This is a genomic window from Lichenibacterium ramalinae (assembly GCF_004137085.1).
GTDB classification, from domain to species: Bacteria; Pseudomonadota; Alphaproteobacteria; order Rhizobiales; family Beijerinckiaceae; genus Lichenihabitans; species Lichenihabitans ramalinae.
Window position 1 is genome coordinate 161,406 of sequence record NZ_QYBC01000001.1, and the last position, 18,626, is coordinate 180,031.

The following is an 18,626-nucleotide window of genomic DNA, read 5'->3' on the forward strand; positions in this document are numbered from 1 at the left end:
GGTCAGGCGCGCCGCGGCCACATGCGGGCCAGGACGCCGTCGCGCCGCACGAACTGGTGCCAGGCCACGGCCGCCACATGCAGCCCCACCACGGTGTAGATGGCCCAGGCCCCGTAGCGGTGCAGGTCCTCGGCGACGGGCACGGCAGCCTTGTCGACGGGCAGCAGGCGCGGCCACTGGAACAGCCAGAAGAACGGCAGCGAATAGCCGCCCATGGCCGAAAAGGCGTAGCCGGTCAGCGGCAGGAGCAGCATCAGGCCGTAGAGCCCCACATGGGCGCCCGCGGCGGCGGCGTGGTTGAGCCGCCCCATCCGCTCGGCATAGGGCGGCGCGGCGCGGGCGAGCCGGTAGGCGATGCGGAGCACGGCGAGCACCAGCGCCGTCATGCCGAGCGACTTGTGCCATTCCAGCAGGTAGCGCCGCACCGGCGTGCCGGGCGCCTGATAGGCGCAGTAGAGCCCGATCAGCATGGCGGCGACGATGATGGCCGCCATGGTCCAATGGAAGGCGCGGTGCGCCCGGTCGTAATGGGGTGCGGTGGCGGGGGCGCGGGCGGCGAGGTCGTAGGTGGTCATCTCGGGTCCGGTGTCGGGGCGGCCCCGGTGCGGGCCGCGGCTTCCTGCCTGCCGAGACGCCCGAGCTCGCGGGCGGAATTGCGGCACGACGGCCCCCGCCGCCGGGCCGGCGACCGATTCGCCGCCGGTGTGGCGCCGCCGCCCGCGCCACCGCCCCGCAACGACGCCGGGAGCCCGCCTCCCCGACGGCGCCGCAATCCTGGTCTTCAAGGGTGGAACACGATCGGAGCCGCCCCCCATGACTGCCCCAGACGCGCCCTTTCCCTTCTGGGACGAGGCCCGCCGCGCCGACCCCTACGCCTTCTACGCGGCGCTGCGGCGCGACCGGCCGGTCGTGCGCGCCACCGTGCCGGGCCGCGGCACCGTCTGGGTGGTGACGCGCTACGCCGACGTCGCGGCGCTGCTCAAGGACCCGCGCTTCTCCAACGACCGGCGCGGGGCCGGCGTGCCCTCGCCCTTCTTCGGCGGGCTGCCGATGCCGCGCGGCATCCGCACGCTGTCCAGCACGATGGTGGGTGCCGACGATCCCCGGCACGCGCGGTTGCGCGGCCTCGTCGGCCGGGCCTTCACGCCGCGCCGCATCGCGGAGCTGGAAGGGCGGATCCGCGCCATCGCATCGGCGCTGCTCGACCGCGCGATGCCGGCGGGCCGCATGGACCTCATCGCCGACTTCGCCCTGCCCCTGCCCTTCACGGTCATCGCCGAACTGCTCGGCGTGCCGGACGACCGGCGGGCCGAGTTCCGGCGCCGCGTGGGCGGGTTGCTGTCGCCGCCCCGGTCGGTGCTGTGGCGGCTGGGGCTGTGGCTGCCGAAGCTGCTGCGCCTCGTCGGCTTCTTCGAGCGGCTCGTCGCCATGCGCCGGCGCGCGCCCGACGACGGGCTGATCTCGGCGCTGATCGCGGTCGAGGACGACGGCGGGCGCCTGTCGGGCCAGGAACTCACCGCCATGGTGTTCCTGCTGTTCTTCGCCGGGCACGAGACGACCGTGAACCTCATCGGCAACGGGCAGTTGGCGCTGTTCGACCACCCGGACGAGATGGCCCGGCTGCGGGCCGAGCCGGCGTTGATGCCCACCGCCATCGAGGAACTGCTGCGCTTCACCAACCCGGTCGAGGCCGTCGCCATGCGCTACACGCGCGAGCCCGTGACGCTGGCCGGCGTGGCGCTGCCGGCGCGCGCCACCGTGATGGGGCTGATCTCCTCGGCCAACCGCGACGGCGACGCCTTTCCGCATCCCGACCGGCTCGACCTCGGGCGGCGCGACAACCGCCACCTCGCGCTCGGCGCCGGCGCGCATTACTGCCTGGGCGCCAACCTCGCCCGCCTCGAAGCCCGCGTGGCCTTCGAGAGCCTGATGGAGCGCCTGCCGGGCCTGCGCATCGACGGCCCGCGCGATGCGCTGGAGTGGCGCCCCCCCGGCGCCCTGCGCGGCCTCCGCCGCCTGCCGGTGCGCTGGGACTGAACGGCTCCGCGCGGCGGAACCGCGCCGCCCCTCGCGTCAGGGCCGGTCCGGGCCGTCGGCGGTGCCGGGCGCGAAGGTGGCGCGCTCCAGCGCGGGGAAGCGCCAGCCCTGGAGCGCGCCCCGGACCAGCAGGAAGCCGAGCAGGGCCATCCACAGGCCGGCATTGCCGAAGGGCCGCAGCGCGAAGAACAGGCCGAGGTAGACGGCGAGCGAGACCAGCATGAGGTCGCGCATGGCGCGCGTCCAGGTCGCGCCGATGAACACGCCGTCGAAGGCGAAGGCCATGGCGCCGCAGATCGGGGTCAGGGCCGCGAATCCGAGGGAGCCGCGTGCCGCTTCCCGCACCGCCTCGCTCGTCGACACGGTGTCGATGAAGGAGCCCCCGCCCACGAAGGCCAGGAGCGACACGCCCGCCGAGAAGACCAGGCACCAGAAGCCGGCCAGCACCACGGCACGGCGGAAGCCGGCGGCGTCGCGCGCCCCGACCGATTGGCCGCACATCTGCTCGGCCGCCGTGGCGAAGCCGTCGAGGAAGAAGGCCGAGACGAGGAAGAGGTTCATCAGCACGGCATTGGCGGCCAGCACCACGTCGCCGCCCCGCGCGCCCTGGGCGGTGAAGAAGGCGAAGGCGAAGATCAGCGACGCCGAGCGGATCATGATGTCGCGGTTGACCCCCACCATGTGGCGCAGGGCGGCGCGGTCGGCGAGGCGACGCCAATCCACGGCGAAGCGCCCCTCGAGCCGCCACAGCACGGCGAGGCCGGCCGCGGCGCCGAGCGCCTCCGCCGTGAGGGTGCCCAGGGCCGAGCCCCTGACGCCGAGGCCCGCCAGCGCCACCAGCCCGACGTTGAGGGCCATGTTGACGAGGTTGATCAGCACCTGCAGGCCGAGCCCGATGTCGGTGCGGCCCCGCCCGATCACCGCTCCCAGCACGACGTAGTTGACGAGCGCGAAGGGGGCCGACCAGATCCGGATGTCGTAATAGGCGCGGGCCGCCCCGGTCACGGCGGGCGTGGCATCGAGCGCCGCGAAGGCCACCCAGGCGATGGGCTTCTGCAGCAGCACGACGAGCGCGGCGAGGGCGAGGGCGAGCAGCAGCGCCCGCAGCAGCGTCGCGCGTTCGGCGTCGCGGTCGCCGGCGCCCACGGCCTGGGCGGTCAGGCCGGCGGTGCCGAGCCGCAGGAAGCCCAGCGCCCAGAACACGAAGTCGAAGATGACGGCCGCGGCCGCGATGGCGCCGAGCAGCGCGGGCTGGCCGAGCCGCCCGATGACGGCCGCGTCGACGAAGCCGAGCAGCGGCGTCGACATGTGGGCCAGCGTCATGGGCAGGGCGAGGCGGATCACCGCCGCATGGGTGACGACGGCACGTCTCGTCTCGGTCATGGCGTCTCGGTCATGGCGTCTCGCTCATCCGCTGCGGGCGGCACCGGCGCCCCCGATGTGCCGCATGGCACGGCGGTTGCCTAACGATTCGCGGCGGAGCCGCCCAGGCGCGGCGCGGGAGGCGGATCATGACGCAGACGAGCGGCGACCCTGTGGTGACGAGGCGCTTCGTCCATTCCAACGGGACGGTGTCGCATTTCCATGTCAGGGGCGGCCGCGTGCTCCTGACGAGCGTGCATCCCGAGCACAGCGGCAACCCGGCCGAGATGGACCAGGCCGAACTGCTGCGCGCCTGGGACGCCGTGGCGGCCGAGGCCAGGGCCGACGGCCTGATCGCCTGAGCGTTCGGGGACGAAGGCCCGTTTCGCTCGGCAACGGACGCGATCCCGTCACGGGTTCGAGGGGCCGACCGGCTCCGATGCCTCGGCGGGCATCGGTGTCGCGTCCGCCCCGACGCGGACCCCGGCGGAGCCGGGGTCGCCTCGGTGCTATTCGGCGGCCCGCATCGCCGGGGACAGCGCCTCGCCCTTGCGGGACGCGCCGGTGCGGGCGTGGGTGGCGTAGAGCATCAGGCCGGTGAAGGCGATGCCGCCGACGATGTTGCCCACCAGGGTCGGGATCTCGTTCCAGATCAGGTAGTCGAGCACCGAGAAATGACCGCCCATCAGCAGCGCCGACGGGAACAGGAACATGTTCACGACCGAATGCTCGAACGTCATGAAGAAGAACACCGTGATGGGCATCCACATGGCGATGACCTTGCCGGGCACCGAGGTCGACAACATGGCGCCGATGACGCCCGTCGACACCATCCAGTTGCACATCATGGCGCGGACGAAGAGCGTCAGCATGCCGGAAGCGCCGTACTTCTCGTAACCGAGGGTGCGGGCTTCGCCGATGCCGGCGATGAACTTGCCGACGGCGTTGGGCTCGGTGGCGAAGCCGAAGGTGAACACGATGGCCATCATCACCGCCACCGTGAGGGCCCCGGCGAAATTGCCCAGGAACACCACGACCCAGTTGCGCAGCACGCCCCCGACCGTGACGCCGGGACGCCGGTCGAGCAGCGCCAGGGGCGTCAGCACCACGACGCCGGTCAGGAGGTCGTAGCCCAGCAGGTACAGCATCGAGAAGCCGACCGGAAAGAGCAGAGCCCCGACGAGCGGCTGTCCGGTCGACTGGTTGATGGTGACGGCAAAAGCGGCAGCCAGGGCCAGGATGGCGCCCGCCATATAGGCGCGGATGAAAGCATCCTTCGTCGCCATGAAGACCTTGGCTTCGCCCGCGTCGATGGCCTTCCTCACGAAATCCGCTGGGGCGACATATGCCATTGTGCTGAACTCCTCGACTGAAGTGTGGCGAGAAGCAGGCGCCGTGCCAGTCGCGTCGCCGCCGTGGCGGCGACGCGGCGGCGCGCCCGTCAGTATTCGGTGGCCTTGAAGCTGTCGCGCGCCGTGATGGCGTCCCACCAGCCGGCGACGCCCTGCAGCGCCATGAACGCGTCCCGATGGGGCGTCATCACCACATAGGCCATGATGGGGGCGAGGTAGAGGTCGGCGAGGCTGACGTCGGCGCCGGCGATGAATCGGTCGCCGCCCCGGATCTTCATGATCTCGTCCAGCACGCGCCGGCCCTGCGTCAGCCCTTCGGCATGCATGGCCTCGTTCCGGCCGCCGACGAAATCCGGGAAGAGGTGGTAGGCCACGACGCCGCCGATGAGGGCGCCGTAGCCGTAGCTGTCGAGGATGCTGACCGTCATGGCGGAGCGGGCCATGGCCTTGGGTTCGGCGGGGATCAGCCGCCGGCCCGGCAGGACGGCGTCGAGGTAGGCGGCGATGGCCGGTGTCTCGATGACGCGGAACCCGTCGACGTCGACGACCGGCACCTTACCGAAGGGGTGCCGGGCGAGGTGCTCGGGCGACTTCGGCTCGCCCGCCAGGACGTTGACCGGCACCTGCTCGATGTCGGTGACGCACTTCTCGGCGAGCAGCATCTTCACGGTGCGCACGTAGGTGGAATTGTTGAATCCCCACAATTTGATGGCCGGCATGGTCGTCCTCCTGCGTTTCCCCAGGGAGGATGGAACCGGGCGGGCGCGGGTCAAGGGCGCGGCGCGCGGCGGGCGGCGTCATCCGTCGCAGGTTCCGCCCCTGCGGCCCTCGGCCGCCGCGGGGCGACCGGAGGCCGGTCCGCGGCATTGGGACGGTGACACCGGAACCACGACGACACCACGAGGACGCCATGACCGACGCCGCCGCCGCCGCCGCCCGCCTGCGCATGCAGGACCCGCGCAAGCAGTACCCGCAGCCGCCCTTCCCAAAGCAGCCGCAGGGCGCGCCCGGCCTGGCCCGGGCCATGGACCCCAAGCCCGACCACGGCGAGACCAGCTACAAGGGCTACGGGCGCCTGCAGGGACGCAAGGCCCTGGTGACGGGCGCGGATTCGGGCATCGGCCGGGCGGCCGCCATCGCCTTCGCCCGCGAGGGGGCCGACGTGGCCCTGAGCTACCTCGCCGACGAGCAGGCCGACGCCCAGGAAGTGCAGGCGGTGATCGAGGCCGATGGCCGCAAGTGCATCCTGCTGCCGGGCGACATCAAGGACGAGAGCTGGTGCGGCGAACTCGTGGCCCGGGCGGTCTCGGGGCTCGGCGGGCTCGACATCCTGGTCAACAACGCCGGCAAGCAGGTGAACCAGCCCGACGTGCAGGACATCACGACCGAGCAGTTCGACCAGACGATGAAGACCAACCTCTACGCGATGTTCTGGATCACCAAGGCGGCGCTCCAGCACATGCCGCCGGGTGCCGCCATCATCAACACGGCCTCGGTCCAGGGGTTCAGCCCCTCCGAGGGGCTGCTCGACTATGCCACCACCAAGGCGGGCATCCTGGCCTTCACCAAGGCGCTGGCCAAGCAGCAGATCGAGCGCGGCATCCGCGTCAACGCCGTGGCGCCGGGCCCGTTCTGGACGGCGCTGCAGCCGTCCGGCGGCCAGACGCAGGAGAAGCTGGAAACATTCGGCAGCGCCGTGCCGCTCGGCCGCCCCGGCCAGCCCGTCGAACTCGCGCCCGTCTACGTCTTCCTGGCCTCGCAGGAGGCCAGCTACGTCACGGGCGAGACCTATGCGGCGACGGGCGGCAAGGGCACGGCCTGACGGCCGGAGAACCCCTTCTGTCGGGCGGGCGTTCAGCCGCCACGCCCTCCCCCCGAAGCCGACGGGACCGATCCTCCATGAGTCGAAGCCAGATCCGCGAGACCCCCACAGACCCCGAGACGCCGCCGACGGGCGGCCCCCAGCCCGAGCCCGACCGGGCCGGGCAGCGCCGACCCTTCACGCGGGCGGCGCTCGACGCCGCCCTCGCCCGACGACGGGAGATCGCCGCGCAGCCGAAACCGCCGCTCGGCGCCCTCGACCTCTTCATCGTCCGCGGCGCCGCCTGCGGCAACGATTTCGGCTGGGAGATCCGCCGCTTCGGCGCCATCGTGGTGGCCCGCAGCCCCGAAGGCTATCCCGGCCCCGCCGCGGCGCGCCAGGCCGGCGAGGCGGCGCTGCGACGCCTCGGCTGACGGGCGGGCGCCCGTCCCTTGCCTGGGCGGCGCCCGCCGTGCACCCTGCGGCCATGCCGGGTCACGGCGCACGGCCCGAAGGCCGCCAGGGGAGAGAACGTCCATGCACATCTTGGTCATCGGCGCGGCCGGCATGGTGGGGCGCAAGCTCGTGGCGAAGCTCGCGCGGGACGGCGGGCCGGGCGGGCGGGCGATCGACACCCTGACGCTCGTCGACGTCGTGCCGCCGGCGGTGCCGGAGGGCTTCTCCGGCAGTGCCGAGGCCGTCACGGCGGACCTGTCGGCGCCGGGCGAGGCCGAAGCGCTGGTGGCGCGGCGGCCCGACATCGTGTTCCACCTCGCCGCCGTGGTGTCGGGCGAAGCCGAGGCGGATTTCGACAAGGGATACCGCATCAACCTCGACGGCACGCGATATCTGTTCGAGGCGATCCGCCAGGAGGGCCTGAAGGCGCCCTACAAGCCCCGCGTGGTCTTCACGTCGTCGATCGCGGTCTTCGGCGCCCCCTTCCCCGACCGCATCCACGACGAGTTCTTCACGACGCCGCTGACCAGCTACGGCACCCAGAAGGCCATCGGCGAACTCCTGCTCTCCGACTACAGCCGCCGCGGCTTCTTCGACGGGATCGGCATCCGCCTGCCGACCATCTGCATCCGCCCCGGCAAACCCAACCTCGCGGCCTCGGGCTTCTTCTCCGGCATCCTGCGCGAACCGCTCGCCGGCCGGGAAGCGGTGCTGCCGGTTTCGGAGGACGTCCGCCACTGGTTCGCGAGCCCGCGGGCCGCGGTGGGCTTCCTCGTCCATGCCGCGGAGGTCGACACGGCGGCGCTGGGCGACCGGCGCAACATCAGCCTGCCCGGCCTGTCGGCCACGGTCGGCGAGGAGATCGCGGCGCTCCGGCGCGTCGGCGGCGACAAGGCCGTGGCGCTGATCCGGCGCGAGCCCGACCCCACCATCGCCCGCATCGTGGCGGGCTGGGCGCAGGACTTCGACACGCGCCGGGCCGAAGCGCTGGGCTTCCGCGCCGAGACGAGCTTCGACGCCATCGTGCGGGCCCATGTCGAGGACGAACTCGGCGGGGTCGTGGGCGGTTGAGGCAGGGGGCCGCCGCGGACGGCGGCACGGTCCTCACCGGCATCGCGCTGGCGTCCTGCGGCTATTCGCTGTTCTCGCTGCAGGACGCCGTCGTCAAGTGGCTGGTCGCCGGCTATCCCGTGTCCGAGATCCTGTTCCTGCGCTCCCTCGTCATCGTGGGCATCACGCTGGCGGCAGGGGGCGGGCCGCGGCTGCTGCGCAGCGCCGCCCGCAGCCGCAACAAGGGGCCGCTCGCGCTGCGGGGCCTCCTCATCCTGGTCGCCTGGCTGCTGTTCTATTCGGCGGCGGCGCGGATGGGGCTCGCCGAGATCACCACGCTGTACTTCGCCGCGCCGGTCATCGCGGTCTCGCTCTCGGCCCTGGTGCTCAAGGAGCGCGTCGGGGCGGCGCGCTGGGGCGCGGTGGGCACGGGCTTCGCCGGCGTGGCGGTGGCGGCGGGTCCCCTCGGGGCGCTGCAGCCTGGGCCGGCCGTGGCGGCGCTCGCCGCCGCCGCCTGCTGGGGCACCAGCACCGTGCTGGTGCGCTGGATCGGCCGCACGGATTCGACCCTGGTGCAGATGCTGTCCAGCAACGCCATCTTCGTCGCCGGCTCCCTGCCTCCGCTGTTCTGGCTGTGGCGCAGCCCCGACCCCGCCAGCCTCGCCCTGATGCTGGGCCTCGGCCTCGTCGGCGGGCTCGGGCAATACCTGCTGTTCGAAGGGTTCCGCTACGCGCCGGCCTCGGCCCTGGCCCCCGTCGAATATACCGGGCTTGTCTGGGCCGGGGTCTACGGCTACGCGATCTGGGCCGACATCCCCGGCCCCGGCACGGTCGCGGGCGCCGCCCTCATCGTTGCGGGCAGCCTGGGTCTGGTCTGGTCCGAGCGGCGGCGCGCGGCAACGACATAGAGGGGGAGGAACCGCCATGGCGGACAGCAAGGGCATCGCACTCGTGACGGGTGCGGGATCGGGCATCGGGGAAGCCGTGGCGGTGGCGCTGGCGTCCGCGGGCTTCACCACCGTGCTGACGGGCCGCCGGCGCGACGCGCTGGAGCGGGTGGCGGGCGTCATCGGGCCCCGGGCCGCCGTGGTCCCCGCCGACCTCACCGACCCGGGTTCGGTCGCGGCGCTGTTCGCCGCCGTGAAGGCCGACCACGGGCGGCTCGACGTGCTGTTCAACAACGCCGGCACCAACGCGCCCCCCGTCGACCTCGAGGACCTCACGCTGGACCAGTGGCGCGGCGTCATCGACACCAACGTGACGGGCGTCTTCCTGTGCATCCAGGAGGCCTTCCGCATCATGAAGGCGCAGGAACCCCGCGGCGGCCGCATCATCAACAACGGCTCGATCTCGTCGACCATGCCGCGGCCGAACTCAGCCCCCTATACGGCGTCGAAACACGCCGTGACGGGCCTCACCCGCGCGGCCTCGCTCGACGGCCGCAAATACGGCATCGCGGTCGGGCAGATCGACATCGGCAACACGCTGACGCCCATGGCGGCGAAGATGCAGGGCGGCGTGCTGCAGGCCGACCTGACGATCAAGCCGGAGCCGACCTTCGACGTGAAGCATGTCGCCGATGCCGTGGTCTACATGGCGGGCCTGCCGCTCGACGCCAACGTCCAGTCCATGACGATCCTGGCCACCACCATGCCCTACGTGGGCCGCGGCTGAACGCGCGAACGCCCCGGACGAGGTCCGGGGCGTCGGGTATTCCAAGTCGAAGACGTCGAGCCATGGGGCCCGACGTCGCCTGACCCGTATGTCAGTGACCTTGGAGGGCCTGGCCCGCCGTCACTCGATGATCTCGACCACCCGACGGGTGGCGGGATCGACGATCACGGGACGCTCGTTCACCACCGTGTAACGATAGCCGGGCTTCGTCGCGTATTCGGTCGGGACCTCGTAATAGGTCACGCCTTCCCGCGGCAGCACGACGCCGGGGTGCAGGCTTTCGGCGTAGTGGAACGACGGGCGGTGCTCGCGGACCACGTATTCACGGAAACGCGGACGCTCGTTGACGCCCAGCACGTCTCCCACGATGCCGGTCGCGGTGCCGACGGCACCCGTGACGGCGCCGACGCCGGCGCCGACCGCGCCACCCACGATGCCGCCGACGGGGCCGGCCGCGTTCTCGCCCTGGGCCGCGCCGCGCTGCGCGCCGTTGACGGTGCCGTTCACGACCTGGGCCTGGACGGCGATGGGGGCCGCGAGCGTCGCGGCGGCGAAGACGGCGACGATGATGGTATTGCGCATGAAGAACTCCTTGTTCGCCTAGCCGACCAACGTAACGCCAGATTTTTGGTTCCTAACCGCCTTGATTTTGTGCAGTCGCCGGTGGAGACACCCCTTGCGTGGGATTTTTTCCCACGTTAAATCGATGACGTCACGCCGCGCGCCCCACCCGCGCCGTGGCCGTCGGGGAGGGCTTTGCCCCCACTCTGTCCTCCCCGATGCATCCGCGGCCGCCGCCTCCGGCCCTGGCGGCCCGCCGGACCGCCGTGCTAGTGCGGCGCCATGCACGTTCCGCCCGCCCCCCTCGCCGCGCTCCTCTTCGACAAGGACGGCACGCTCGTCGATTTCGACCTCACCTGGGGCCGCGCCGGCCACGCCGTCATGCTGGCGCTCGGCGGCGGCGACGCCGCGGCCGTGGCGCGGCTGGCCGAGGCCATGCACTACGATGTCGCGGCGTTGCGCTTCGCCCCGTCCTCGCCGCTGATCGCGGGCGCGCCCGACACCTATGTCCACCTGTGGGCTGAAGCCCTGGGGCGGAGCGACGACGCTGTGCTGCTGGACGAGATGAATGCCGCCTTCACCGACGCGACGCTGCGGGCGCTGGCGCCGATCGGCACGCCCGAGGCGGTGCTGCTGGCGCTGAAGGGCCGCGGCCTGAAGCTCGGCCTCGCCACCAACGACGGCGAAGCCAGCGCGCGGCGCCAGCTCGCCGCTCTCGGTCTCGACGCCCACATGGACTTCATCGCCGGCTACGACACGGGCCATGGCGGGAAGCCGGACCCCGGCATGGTGCTGGCCTTCGCGGCGGCGACCGGCGTCGCGCCGGGACGCATCGGCATGGTGGGCGACAGCCACCTCGACCTCGTCTCGGCCCGCGCCGCCGGAGCGGTGGCCATCGCGGTGCTGACCGGGCCGGCGCGGCGCGACGAGCTGGCGCCGCTCGCCGACCACGTGATCGACGGCATCGCCGACCTGCCGGCCCTGGTCGACAGGCTGTCGGGCACGGCATAGAGCGCTTCCGCTCCAGCTTCGGATCGAGACGTTTTCATCGGCTTGGAGCCGTGAAGGCGACTCCGGGAAAGCCGATACGGCTCCGGGCCTCGGCCCGTCCGCGGCGCGGTTCAGCCGATCGTGCGCCGCCAGCGGCACGGTGCGTGTCGGAGGCCGATGCCGGACAGGCCGTGCCGGCGACGGACCGCGGCGCCCGGCTCAGTCCGGGGCCGGGCCGGTCGATCGGCGAAGGACCAGTTCGGGCTCGAGCCGGACGCGCGGCGGATGCAGCGCGGCATGACCGAGCCGGGCGAACAGCATCTCCGCCGCGATGGTTCCCTGCCGCACCCCATCGGTGCGGATGGTCGTCAGGGCAGGCGTGAGCCAGGGCGCGAAAGGAAGATCGTCGAAGCCCACCACCGACAGGTCCTCCGGGACGCGGCGGCCCAGGGCCCGCGCCGCGCTCAGCACGCCGATGGCGATCGTGTCGTTGCCGGCGAACACGGCCGTGAGGTCGGGGCGTCGCTCAAGCAGGGTCGTCGCCGCCCGATGGCCGCTTTCGGCGCTGAAGTTGCCGTCCGTGATGGCGTCCTCGTCGAGGTGAAGGTCGTGCCCGACCATGGCGGCCCCGAGCGCGGCCAGCCGCGCATCCCGCGACGTGTAGCCCCGCGGCGAGAACGTGACCGCGCCGATCCGGCGATGCCCCAGCGCCACGACATGCTCCACGGCCGCGCCGATCGCCGCTCGCGTCGTGAACGTCACCGACACCTCGTCCTTGTGCCGGACGGAGCCGACCAGAACGAGTGGAAAGCCCTTCTCGATCAGCGACACCAGCGCCTCGTCCCCGACGCGCGGGTTGAGCACGATCAGCCCATCGATGCGCCGCGACTCGACGAGGTGGTCGTAGGCGCCCGGCCGCTCCTCCGCCCCCAGCCCCTCCACCAGGACGTGGAAGCCCATCTCGCGGTTGGCTCGCTCGATCCCGTAGAGGATCTGCGGGATGAAGGCGTCGACGAGGAGGATCGACGGATCGGACACCACGAGACCGATCGTCTCGCTGTTGCCGCTCACCAGCATGCGCGCCGCGGAATTGGGCTTGTAGCCGAGATCCTCGGCGGCACGCATCACCCGCTTCCGTGTCTCGGGGCTGAGCGCCACCCGTCCCGAACCGCTGAGGACGAGCGACACTGTGGTGCGGGACACGCCCGCTCGCCGCGCGACGTCGTGGCTGGTGATGCGAGGTCGACTCACGTCTTCTCCGGGCGTCTGGCGGGATGGTCGACCCTACGGCACCCATTCAATCGTCGTCGGGGCGCGCCCACAAGGGCGAAACACGCTTGACACCCCACATGGGACGCCATTAGCTTTCTACTAACACGTGTTAGTAACACGCATTTAATGAACTAAAACGTGTCAGGTGCGCCGGCGCGGGCATTTTTCGCCAATCTCGGGGGGGAGTTCATGGCGGCGAAGACGAGGGTCGTCACGCGGGCTGGCCGGCGGCGAAGGGAGGCGATCGCGGGTCTTCTGTTCGTGGCGCCCGCCACGGTCGGGTTCCTGGCCTTCTACCTGCTGCCGACGGTGAGGGCGTTCCAGATCAGCCTCACCGACTGGAGCCTGCTCCGCGCCCCGAACGTCGTCGGCCTCGCCAACTACAGGCGCATGATCGGCGACCCGGCCTTCTGGCATTCGGCCTGGGTGACTCTGACCTACGTCCTCTACAACATCCCGCTGCAGACGGCGCTCGGCCTGTTGCTGGCGGTCCTGTCCGACAGGCTCGCGCGGTCGGTCGCACTTCGGGCGGTGATCATCGCGCCCTACCTCATGTCCAACGTCGTAGCCGGGCTCGTCTGGATGCTGCTGCTCGACCCGATCCTGGGCCTGACCAATGCTTGGCTGGCTCATGTCGGCCTTCCGCGGCAAGGCTTCCTGTCCTCTCCCGACGAGGCGATGGCCTCCGTCGCGGCGATCTCGATCTGGCGCAACACCGGCTTGACCGCCCTGCTGTTCTACGCCGGCCTGCAGGCGATCCCGAAGCATCTCTACGAGGCGGCGCGGCTCGAGGGCGCGGATGAATGGAGCATGTTCCGCCGCATCACCTTGCCGTTGCTTCGCCCGGTGCTGGCCTTCGTCCTCGTCACCAGCCTCGTCGGGTCCTTCCAAGTCTTCGACGTCATCGCGGTGACGACCGAAGGCGGCCCGGCCCAGTCCACCCGGGCCATCCTTTGGTACATCTACGAGAATGCCTTCAAGTTCCACAAGATGGGCTACGCCTCGGCGATCTCCGTGACATTGTTCTCCGTCCTGATCCTGGTCACACTGCTGCAGATGCGCCTCTTGAGGGCGGATCACTCCGATCTCGACTGAGGCCGCCATGACCAAGCTGTCTCCCCAGGCCTTTCTCGGCTACGCCATCCTGGCGTTGTTCGTGGTCCTGTCGCTGCTTCCGCTGTGGATGTCGCTGAAGATCGGCCTGTCCTACCCCACCGACGTCTTCGGCGATGCCGAGCGGCTGGGCATGACCTCGCTGACGTTCGGCAACGTCCTGCGCGTCATGGGCCTGCCGTCGGACATCCAACTGACGGCCTTCCGCGCCGCGCCGATCGACTTCACCGTCGCGTTGCGCAACAGCCTGATCTACACCGTCCTGACGGTCACCGGGCAGATCTTCTTCTCGGCGCTGGCCGGCTATGCTTTCGCGCGGATGCGGTTTCCCGGCCGGGACCTGCTGTTCTTCGCCTTCCTGGCCGCCGCCATGATCCCCGGCATCGTGCTGTTCATTCCCAACTTCATCCTGGTGAAGGACCTCGGCCTGCTGAACACCTTCGCCGGCATGGTCGCGCCGACGATCCTGATGACGCCCTTCGCGGTCTTCTTCCTGCGGCAGTTCTTCATGACGGCGCCCAAGGAACTGGACGAGGCGGCCCGCCTCGAAGGCGCCTCCGCCTTCCAGATCTTCTGGCGCGTCGCCCTGCCGATCCAGAAGGGACCGATCGCCACACTGGCCATCCTGTTGACGATCAACTCCTGGAACGACTTCTTCTGGCCGTTCCTGGTGGGACGCGATCCGGATGTCCGGGTCATGGCCGTGGCTCTGGCGGACTTCATCAGCCAGACCGGCCGCGGCACGCCCGATTGGACCGGGTTGATGGCTGCCGTGACGCTGTCGACCATCCCGGTCCTCGTCATGCTGGTCGTGTTCGGGCGGCAGATCGTCGAATCGCTGCAGACCAGCGGGATGAAATGATTCCGGACAATACCGGATCAAGAGGGGGAAACATCGCATGAGGACTTTCAGGCGCGCAGCGCTCTTGGCCTGCACGGCCGTGACGATAATGGGCGCGGCGCCGGCCCGCGCTGCGGACGTCACCGTCGAGTACTGGATGTGGGACGGCAACCAGGCGCCGATCTATCGACAATGCGCGGATCGGTTCGAAGCCGACAATCCCGGCATCAAGATCCACATCACCCAGGACAGCTGGGACAATTACTGGACGACGCTCAACACGGCCTTCGTCGCCGGCACCGCGCCCGACGTCTTCGTGAACCACATCACCCGCTTTCCTGAGTTTCTCGCCAACGACATCCTGGCCGACCTGACGCCCCGGATCGCGGCCGACACCTACGACATGGGGTCCTATCTCCCCGGCTTGGCCGAGAACTGGAACAAGGACGCTCACCAATGGGGCCTGCCCAAAAACTGGGACACGGTCGCCCTGGTCTACAACAAGGCGATGCTGGCCGATGCGGGCGTGACGGAAGACGAGATGCGCGATCTCGACTGGAACCCCGAGAACGGCGGCTCGTTCGGCAAGGTCGTCGCCCGCCTCACGGTGGACCGGAACGGCAAGCATGGCCTTGACCCCGGCTTCGACAAGTCCAAGGTCGCCGTCTACGGCTGGGCGACAGATCCGGTCGACGGCTACGGCCAGAACCAGTGGAGCTTCCTGGCGGCCTCCGCCGGCTTCAAATACATCTCCCAGCGTTGGGGCACGACCTACGAGTACGACAGCCCCGCGCTGGTCAAGACGCTGACGTGGCTGCACGACCTCGCCTCCAAGCAGGGCTATGCCATCGGCCAGGAGAACCTCGGCAACCTCAAGGCCGTCGCCCTGTTCTCGGCCGGCAAGGTGGCTCTCGTGCCCGATGGCTCGTGGATGATCGCCGCCTACCGGGACAATGCCAAGGCCGACTTCGGCTTCGCGCCGGTGCCGAAGGGACCTGACGGTCGCCGCTCCATGTTCAACGGCCTCGCCGACAGCATCTGGTCGGGCTCCAAGCACAAGGACGAAGCCTGGAAGTGGGTGAAGTACCTGGGCGGCTCCGCGTGCCAGACGCTGGTCGGCGCCTCGGGCGTCGTGTTCCCGGCGCGCCCCGAGGCCGACAGGACGGCCGAGGCCGCCTATCGGGCCAAGGGGCTGAACGTTTCGGCCTTCACCATGGTGGCGACACCCGCCACGACCTTTCCGTTCCCGATCACGGATCACAGCTCCGAGATCTCGGCGATCCTGAAGACCGCCGTCGAGAACGTCATGCTGGGCCAGGGCAAGCCGGCGCAGATCCTCAAGAACGCCAACGACCAGGTCGACGGCATGTTCTGAACCCGCGGCGCCGCCCCGCCCACGGCCGGAGCGGACGGCAAGCCGCCGCCGCTTCGCCCCCCACCCCACCAGCAGACGATTGGCCCGGAGAGTTCAAAGATGCGCCGCCTCAAAATCGCCTTCATCGGTGCAGGTTCCACGACGTTCATGAAGAACATCGTCGGCGACGTGCTCCACCGCCCGGCCCTGAAGGATGCCGTCATCGCCCTGATGGACATCGATCCGGAACGGCTGGCCGAAAGCGAGGTCGTCGCCGGCAAGCTCGTGCGGGCACTCTCGACCGGCACCACGATCGAGACCTACACGGATCAGCGCAAGGCGCTCGACGCCGCCGATTTCGTCGTGGTCGCCTTCCAGATCGGCGGCTTCGAGCCCTGCACCGTCACCGACTTCGACATCCCCAAGCAGTTCGGCCTGCGCCAAACCATCGCCGATACGCTCGGCATCGGCGGCATCATGCGCGGCCTGCGGACCGTGCCCCACCTGTGGTCCATCTGCGCCGACATGATGCAGGTCTGCCCGAACGCCGTGCTTCTGCAATACGTGAACCCCATGGCGATCAACACCTGGGCGATCGCCGAGAGATTCCCCTCCATCCGCCAGGTCGGCCTGTGCCATTCCGTCCAGCACACCGCAGCCGAGCTTGCCCGCGACCTGGAGATCCCGGTCGCGGAACTGCGCTACCGCACGGCCGGCATCAATCACATGGCGTTCTACCTGAACTTCGAGCGGCGCTTGCCGGACGGGTCCTATCGCGACCTTTATCCCGATCTTCTGGCCGGCTACCGCGACGGCCGCTACCCCAAGCCGTCGAGCTGGAATCCACGCTGCCCGAACAAGGTGCGCTACGAGATGATGACGCGGCTCGGTTATTTCGTCACCGAAAGCTCCGAGCATTTCGCCGAATACACGCCCTGGTTCATCAAGCAGGGCCGCGAGGACCTGATCGAGAAGTTCGGCATCCCGCTGGATGAGTATCCCAAGCGATGCGTCGAGCAGATTGCCCGGTGGAAGGAGGAATCGCGAGCGCTCGGCAACCAGAGCCTCGATGTCGGGGAGAGCCACGAATATGCCTCGTCCATCATCAACTCGGTATGGACGGGCGAGCCCTCGGTCATCTACGGCAACGTGCGCAACAACGGCTGCATCAGCTCGTTGCCGCAGAATTGTGCGGTGGAGGTGCCGTGCCTCGTCGATGGGAACGGCATCCAGCCGACCTACATCGGCGAGCTGCCGACCCAGCTCACGGCCCTGATCCGCACCAACATCAACGTCCAGGAGCTGACCGTGAAGGCGCTCGTGACGGAAAAGCGCGAGCACATCTATCACGCCGCCATGATGGACCCCCATACCGCGGCCGAGCTGGATCTCGACCAGATCTGGAGCCTCGTCGACAAGCTGACCGCCGCCCACGGCGACTGGCTGCCGCGATGGGCGCGCGCCTGAACCGATCGAGCAGAGCCCGGGGGAGCGCCGCCAGGCCCGCTTCCTCGGACCGACCCCGGAAACGCGCGAGACCAGAGGGTCCAAGCCCCGTGTCATTCCTCAGCATCGACCGAGTCACCAAGCAGTTCGGCATCGTCCAAGTCATCAAGGGCGTGTCGATCGAAGCCCGAAAAGGCGAGTTCATCGTCTTCGTCGGCCCGTCCGGCTGCGGCAAATCCACGTTGCTCAGGATGATCGCGGGGCTGGAGGAGACCTCGGGCGGCACGATCGCCATCGACGGCGAGGACGTGACCCACGCCGATCCGGCGCGACGCCACATCGCCATGGTGTTTCAATCCTACGCCCTGTTTCCGCATCTGAACGTGTTCGACAACATCGCCTTCGGCATGCAGATCAAGAAGGTCCCCAGGGCGGAGATCAGGAGCCGTGTCGAGGAGGCCGCCCGCATCCTGCGGATCGAGCCGTTGCTCGACCGCAAACCCAGGCAGCTTTCCGGTGGGCAGCGCCAACGGGCGGCGATCGGCCGGGCCATCGTGCGCAAACCCAAGATCTTCCTGTTCGACGAACCGCTCTCGAACCTCGATGCCGAGCTCCGCACGCGGATGCGCGTGGAGATCGCCAGGCTGCACCAGGCGATCGGCGCGACCATGATCTACGTGACGCACGACCAGGTCGAGGCCATGACCCTCGCGGACCGGATCGTCGTGCTGCGCAACGGCCTGGTCGAGCAGACCGGCTCGCCGTCCGAACTCTACGACCGGCCGCGCAACCTGTTCGTCGCGGGGTTCCTGGGGAGCCCCCGCATGGCGCTCCTGCCGGCCCGCGTGATCCGTGGCGGCCCCGACCAGCTGACCCTGTCCTGCCCGGCCTGCACGGGGCCCGAGATCGACGTGCCGGGTCCGTTTCGACGGGAGGTGCGATCGGGCGAGCCGGTCACGCTGGGGCTGCGTCCGGAAACGCTCCGCTGGGATGCCGCGGACCCGATGCTGACGGTCCGCGTGGAGATCACGGAGAACCTCGGCGGCTCGACCCTCGTGCACGCGACGACGTCGGATCACCAGGCCTTGATCATGACGGCGGCCGAGCGGCTCGCCGTCACCCCCGGCACCCTCATGCCCTTGTCGTTCGGCGGCCACCCCCACGTCTTCGACGGCGAGGGCGAGACGCTGCGACCCTGACCGTCGAAGCCCGGAGCCCGTGGAGCGGATCACGCGGCGAGCGCCGGTGCGTGTCGGCGAGGACAGGACACAGGTCGGGCCGCCTGGGCCTCGGGCGACACCGCCTCCGCTTCGACGC

19 protein-coding genes are annotated in these 18,626 nt (G+C 70.2%); 13 read left to right on the forward strand and 6 right to left on the reverse strand.

What is annotated here, in order from left to right:
* Positions 1-2 precede the first annotated feature (2 nt).
* The gene (locus D3272_RS00760; RefSeq protein WP_129217168.1) at positions 3-575 is read right to left on the reverse strand and encodes a cytochrome b; all 573 of its coding nucleotides are present in this window, start codon (positions 573-575) and stop codon (positions 3-5) included.
* Positions 576-813: 238 nt separating this feature from the next.
* On the opposite strand from D3272_RS00760, the gene D3272_RS00770 reads away from it, so the two are divergent.
* Positions 814-2,037: a cytochrome P450 family protein gene (locus tag D3272_RS00770; RefSeq protein WP_129217170.1), complete on the forward strand. Its 1,224-nt coding sequence runs from the start codon at positions 814-816 to the stop codon at positions 2,035-2,037.
* A gap of 36 nt (positions 2,038-2,073) precedes the next feature.
* Here D3272_RS00770 and D3272_RS00775 read toward each other — a convergent pair whose 3' ends face one another.
* Complete coding sequence (locus D3272_RS00775; RefSeq protein WP_129217171.1) at positions 2,074-3,420, reverse strand: MATE family efflux transporter; 1,347 nt, start codon at positions 3,418-3,420, stop codon at positions 2,074-2,076.
* A 128-nt stretch (positions 3,421-3,548) separates the two neighbouring features.
* Between D3272_RS00775 and D3272_RS00780 the strand changes: the two genes are divergently transcribed.
* The gene (locus tag D3272_RS00780) at positions 3,549-3,761 is read left to right on the forward strand and encodes a hypothetical protein (RefSeq protein ID WP_129217172.1); all 213 of its coding nucleotides are present in this window, start codon (positions 3,549-3,551) and stop codon (positions 3,759-3,761) included.
* 147 nt (positions 3,762-3,908) lie between these two features.
* On the opposite strand, the gene D3272_RS00785 is transcribed toward D3272_RS00780, so the two are convergent.
* Both D3272_RS00785 and D3272_RS00790 read right to left on the reverse strand, forming a co-directional pair.
* Positions 3,909-4,751, reverse strand: a complete 843-nt coding sequence (locus D3272_RS00785; RefSeq protein ID WP_129217173.1) for a formate/nitrite transporter family protein — start codon at positions 4,749-4,751, stop codon at positions 3,909-3,911.
* 89 nt (positions 4,752-4,840) lie between these two features.
* The gene (locus tag D3272_RS00790) at positions 4,841-5,470 is read right to left on the reverse strand and encodes a glutathione S-transferase family protein (protein WP_129217174.1); all 630 of its coding nucleotides are present in this window, start codon (positions 5,468-5,470) and stop codon (positions 4,841-4,843) included.
* 191 nt (positions 5,471-5,661) lie between these two features.
* On the opposite strand from D3272_RS00790, the gene D3272_RS00795 reads away from it, so the two are divergent.
* The 5 genes from D3272_RS00795 to D3272_RS00815 all read left to right on the forward strand — a co-directional run bounded on the left by D3272_RS00795 (position 5,662) and on the right by D3272_RS00815 (position 9,732).
* Positions 5,662-6,573 carry an SDR family oxidoreductase gene (locus D3272_RS00795; RefSeq protein ID WP_129217175.1) on the forward strand — a complete coding sequence of 304 codons (912 nt, stop codon included), beginning with the start codon at positions 5,662-5,664 and terminating at the stop codon, positions 6,571-6,573.
* Between the two features lie 77 nt (positions 6,574-6,650).
* Positions 6,651-6,986, forward strand: a complete 336-nt coding sequence (locus D3272_RS00800) for a hypothetical protein (RefSeq protein ID WP_129217176.1) — start codon at positions 6,651-6,653, stop codon at positions 6,984-6,986.
* Between the two features lie 103 nt (positions 6,987-7,089).
* Complete coding sequence (gene denD, locus D3272_RS00805; RefSeq protein WP_129217177.1) at positions 7,090-8,079, forward strand: D-erythronate dehydrogenase; 990 nt, start codon at positions 7,090-7,092, stop codon at positions 8,077-8,079.
* On the forward strand, positions 8,076-8,966 hold the full coding sequence (locus tag D3272_RS00810) for a DMT family transporter (protein WP_129217178.1): 891 nt from the start codon (positions 8,076-8,078) through the stop codon (positions 8,964-8,966). The genes denD and D3272_RS00810 overlap by 4 nt, the downstream gene beginning before the upstream one ends.
* A gap of 16 nt (positions 8,967-8,982) precedes the next feature.
* Positions 8,983-9,732: an SDR family oxidoreductase gene (locus D3272_RS00815; protein WP_129217179.1), complete on the forward strand. Its 750-nt coding sequence runs from the start codon at positions 8,983-8,985 to the stop codon at positions 9,730-9,732.
* Positions 9,733-9,852: 120 nt separating this feature from the next.
* Here D3272_RS00815 and D3272_RS00820 read toward each other — a convergent pair whose 3' ends face one another.
* Complete coding sequence (locus tag D3272_RS00820; RefSeq protein WP_129217180.1) at positions 9,853-10,314, reverse strand: DUF1236 domain-containing protein; 462 nt, start codon at positions 10,312-10,314, stop codon at positions 9,853-9,855.
* A gap of 261 nt (positions 10,315-10,575) precedes the next feature.
* Here D3272_RS00820 and D3272_RS00825 point away from each other — a divergent pair, with 261 nt between their 5' ends.
* The gene (locus D3272_RS00825) at positions 10,576-11,304 is read left to right on the forward strand and encodes an HAD family hydrolase (RefSeq protein ID WP_129217181.1); all 729 of its coding nucleotides are present in this window, start codon (positions 10,576-10,578) and stop codon (positions 11,302-11,304) included.
* Between the two features lie 198 nt (positions 11,305-11,502).
* On the opposite strand, the gene D3272_RS00830 is transcribed toward D3272_RS00825, so the two are convergent.
* A complete protein-coding gene (locus tag D3272_RS00830) occupies positions 11,503-12,534 on the reverse strand; it encodes a LacI family DNA-binding transcriptional regulator (protein WP_129217182.1) in 1,032 nt (343 codons plus the stop codon).
* A gap of 210 nt (positions 12,535-12,744) precedes the next feature.
* On the opposite strand from D3272_RS00830, the gene D3272_RS00835 reads away from it, so the two are divergent.
* The 5 genes from D3272_RS00835 to D3272_RS00855 all read left to right on the forward strand — a co-directional run bounded on the left by D3272_RS00835 (position 12,745) and on the right by D3272_RS00855 (position 18,508).
* Positions 12,745-13,650 (forward strand): carbohydrate ABC transporter permease, encoded by a 906-nt coding sequence (locus D3272_RS00835; RefSeq protein ID WP_129217183.1) that lies wholly within the window; start codon positions 12,745-12,747, stop codon positions 13,648-13,650.
* 7 nt (positions 13,651-13,657) lie between these two features.
* Positions 13,658-14,530 carry a carbohydrate ABC transporter permease gene (locus D3272_RS00840; RefSeq protein WP_129217184.1) on the forward strand — a complete coding sequence of 291 codons (873 nt, stop codon included), beginning with the start codon at positions 13,658-13,660 and terminating at the stop codon, positions 14,528-14,530.
* Between the two features lie 37 nt (positions 14,531-14,567).
* On the forward strand, positions 14,568-15,884 hold the full coding sequence (locus D3272_RS00845) for an ABC transporter substrate-binding protein (protein ID WP_129217185.1): 1,317 nt from the start codon (positions 14,568-14,570) through the stop codon (positions 15,882-15,884).
* A 99-nt stretch (positions 15,885-15,983) separates the two neighbouring features.
* Entirely contained in the window at positions 15,984-17,330 is a 1,347-nt protein-coding gene (melA, locus tag D3272_RS00850) for an alpha-glucosidase/alpha-galactosidase (RefSeq protein WP_129217186.1), read from the forward strand.
* A gap of 89 nt (positions 17,331-17,419) precedes the next feature.
* Positions 17,420-18,508, forward strand: coding sequence for an ABC transporter ATP-binding protein (locus tag D3272_RS00855; protein WP_129217187.1), 1,089 nt, complete (start codon positions 17,420-17,422; stop codon positions 18,506-18,508).
* The last annotated feature ends 118 nt before the right edge of the window (positions 18,509-18,626 follow it).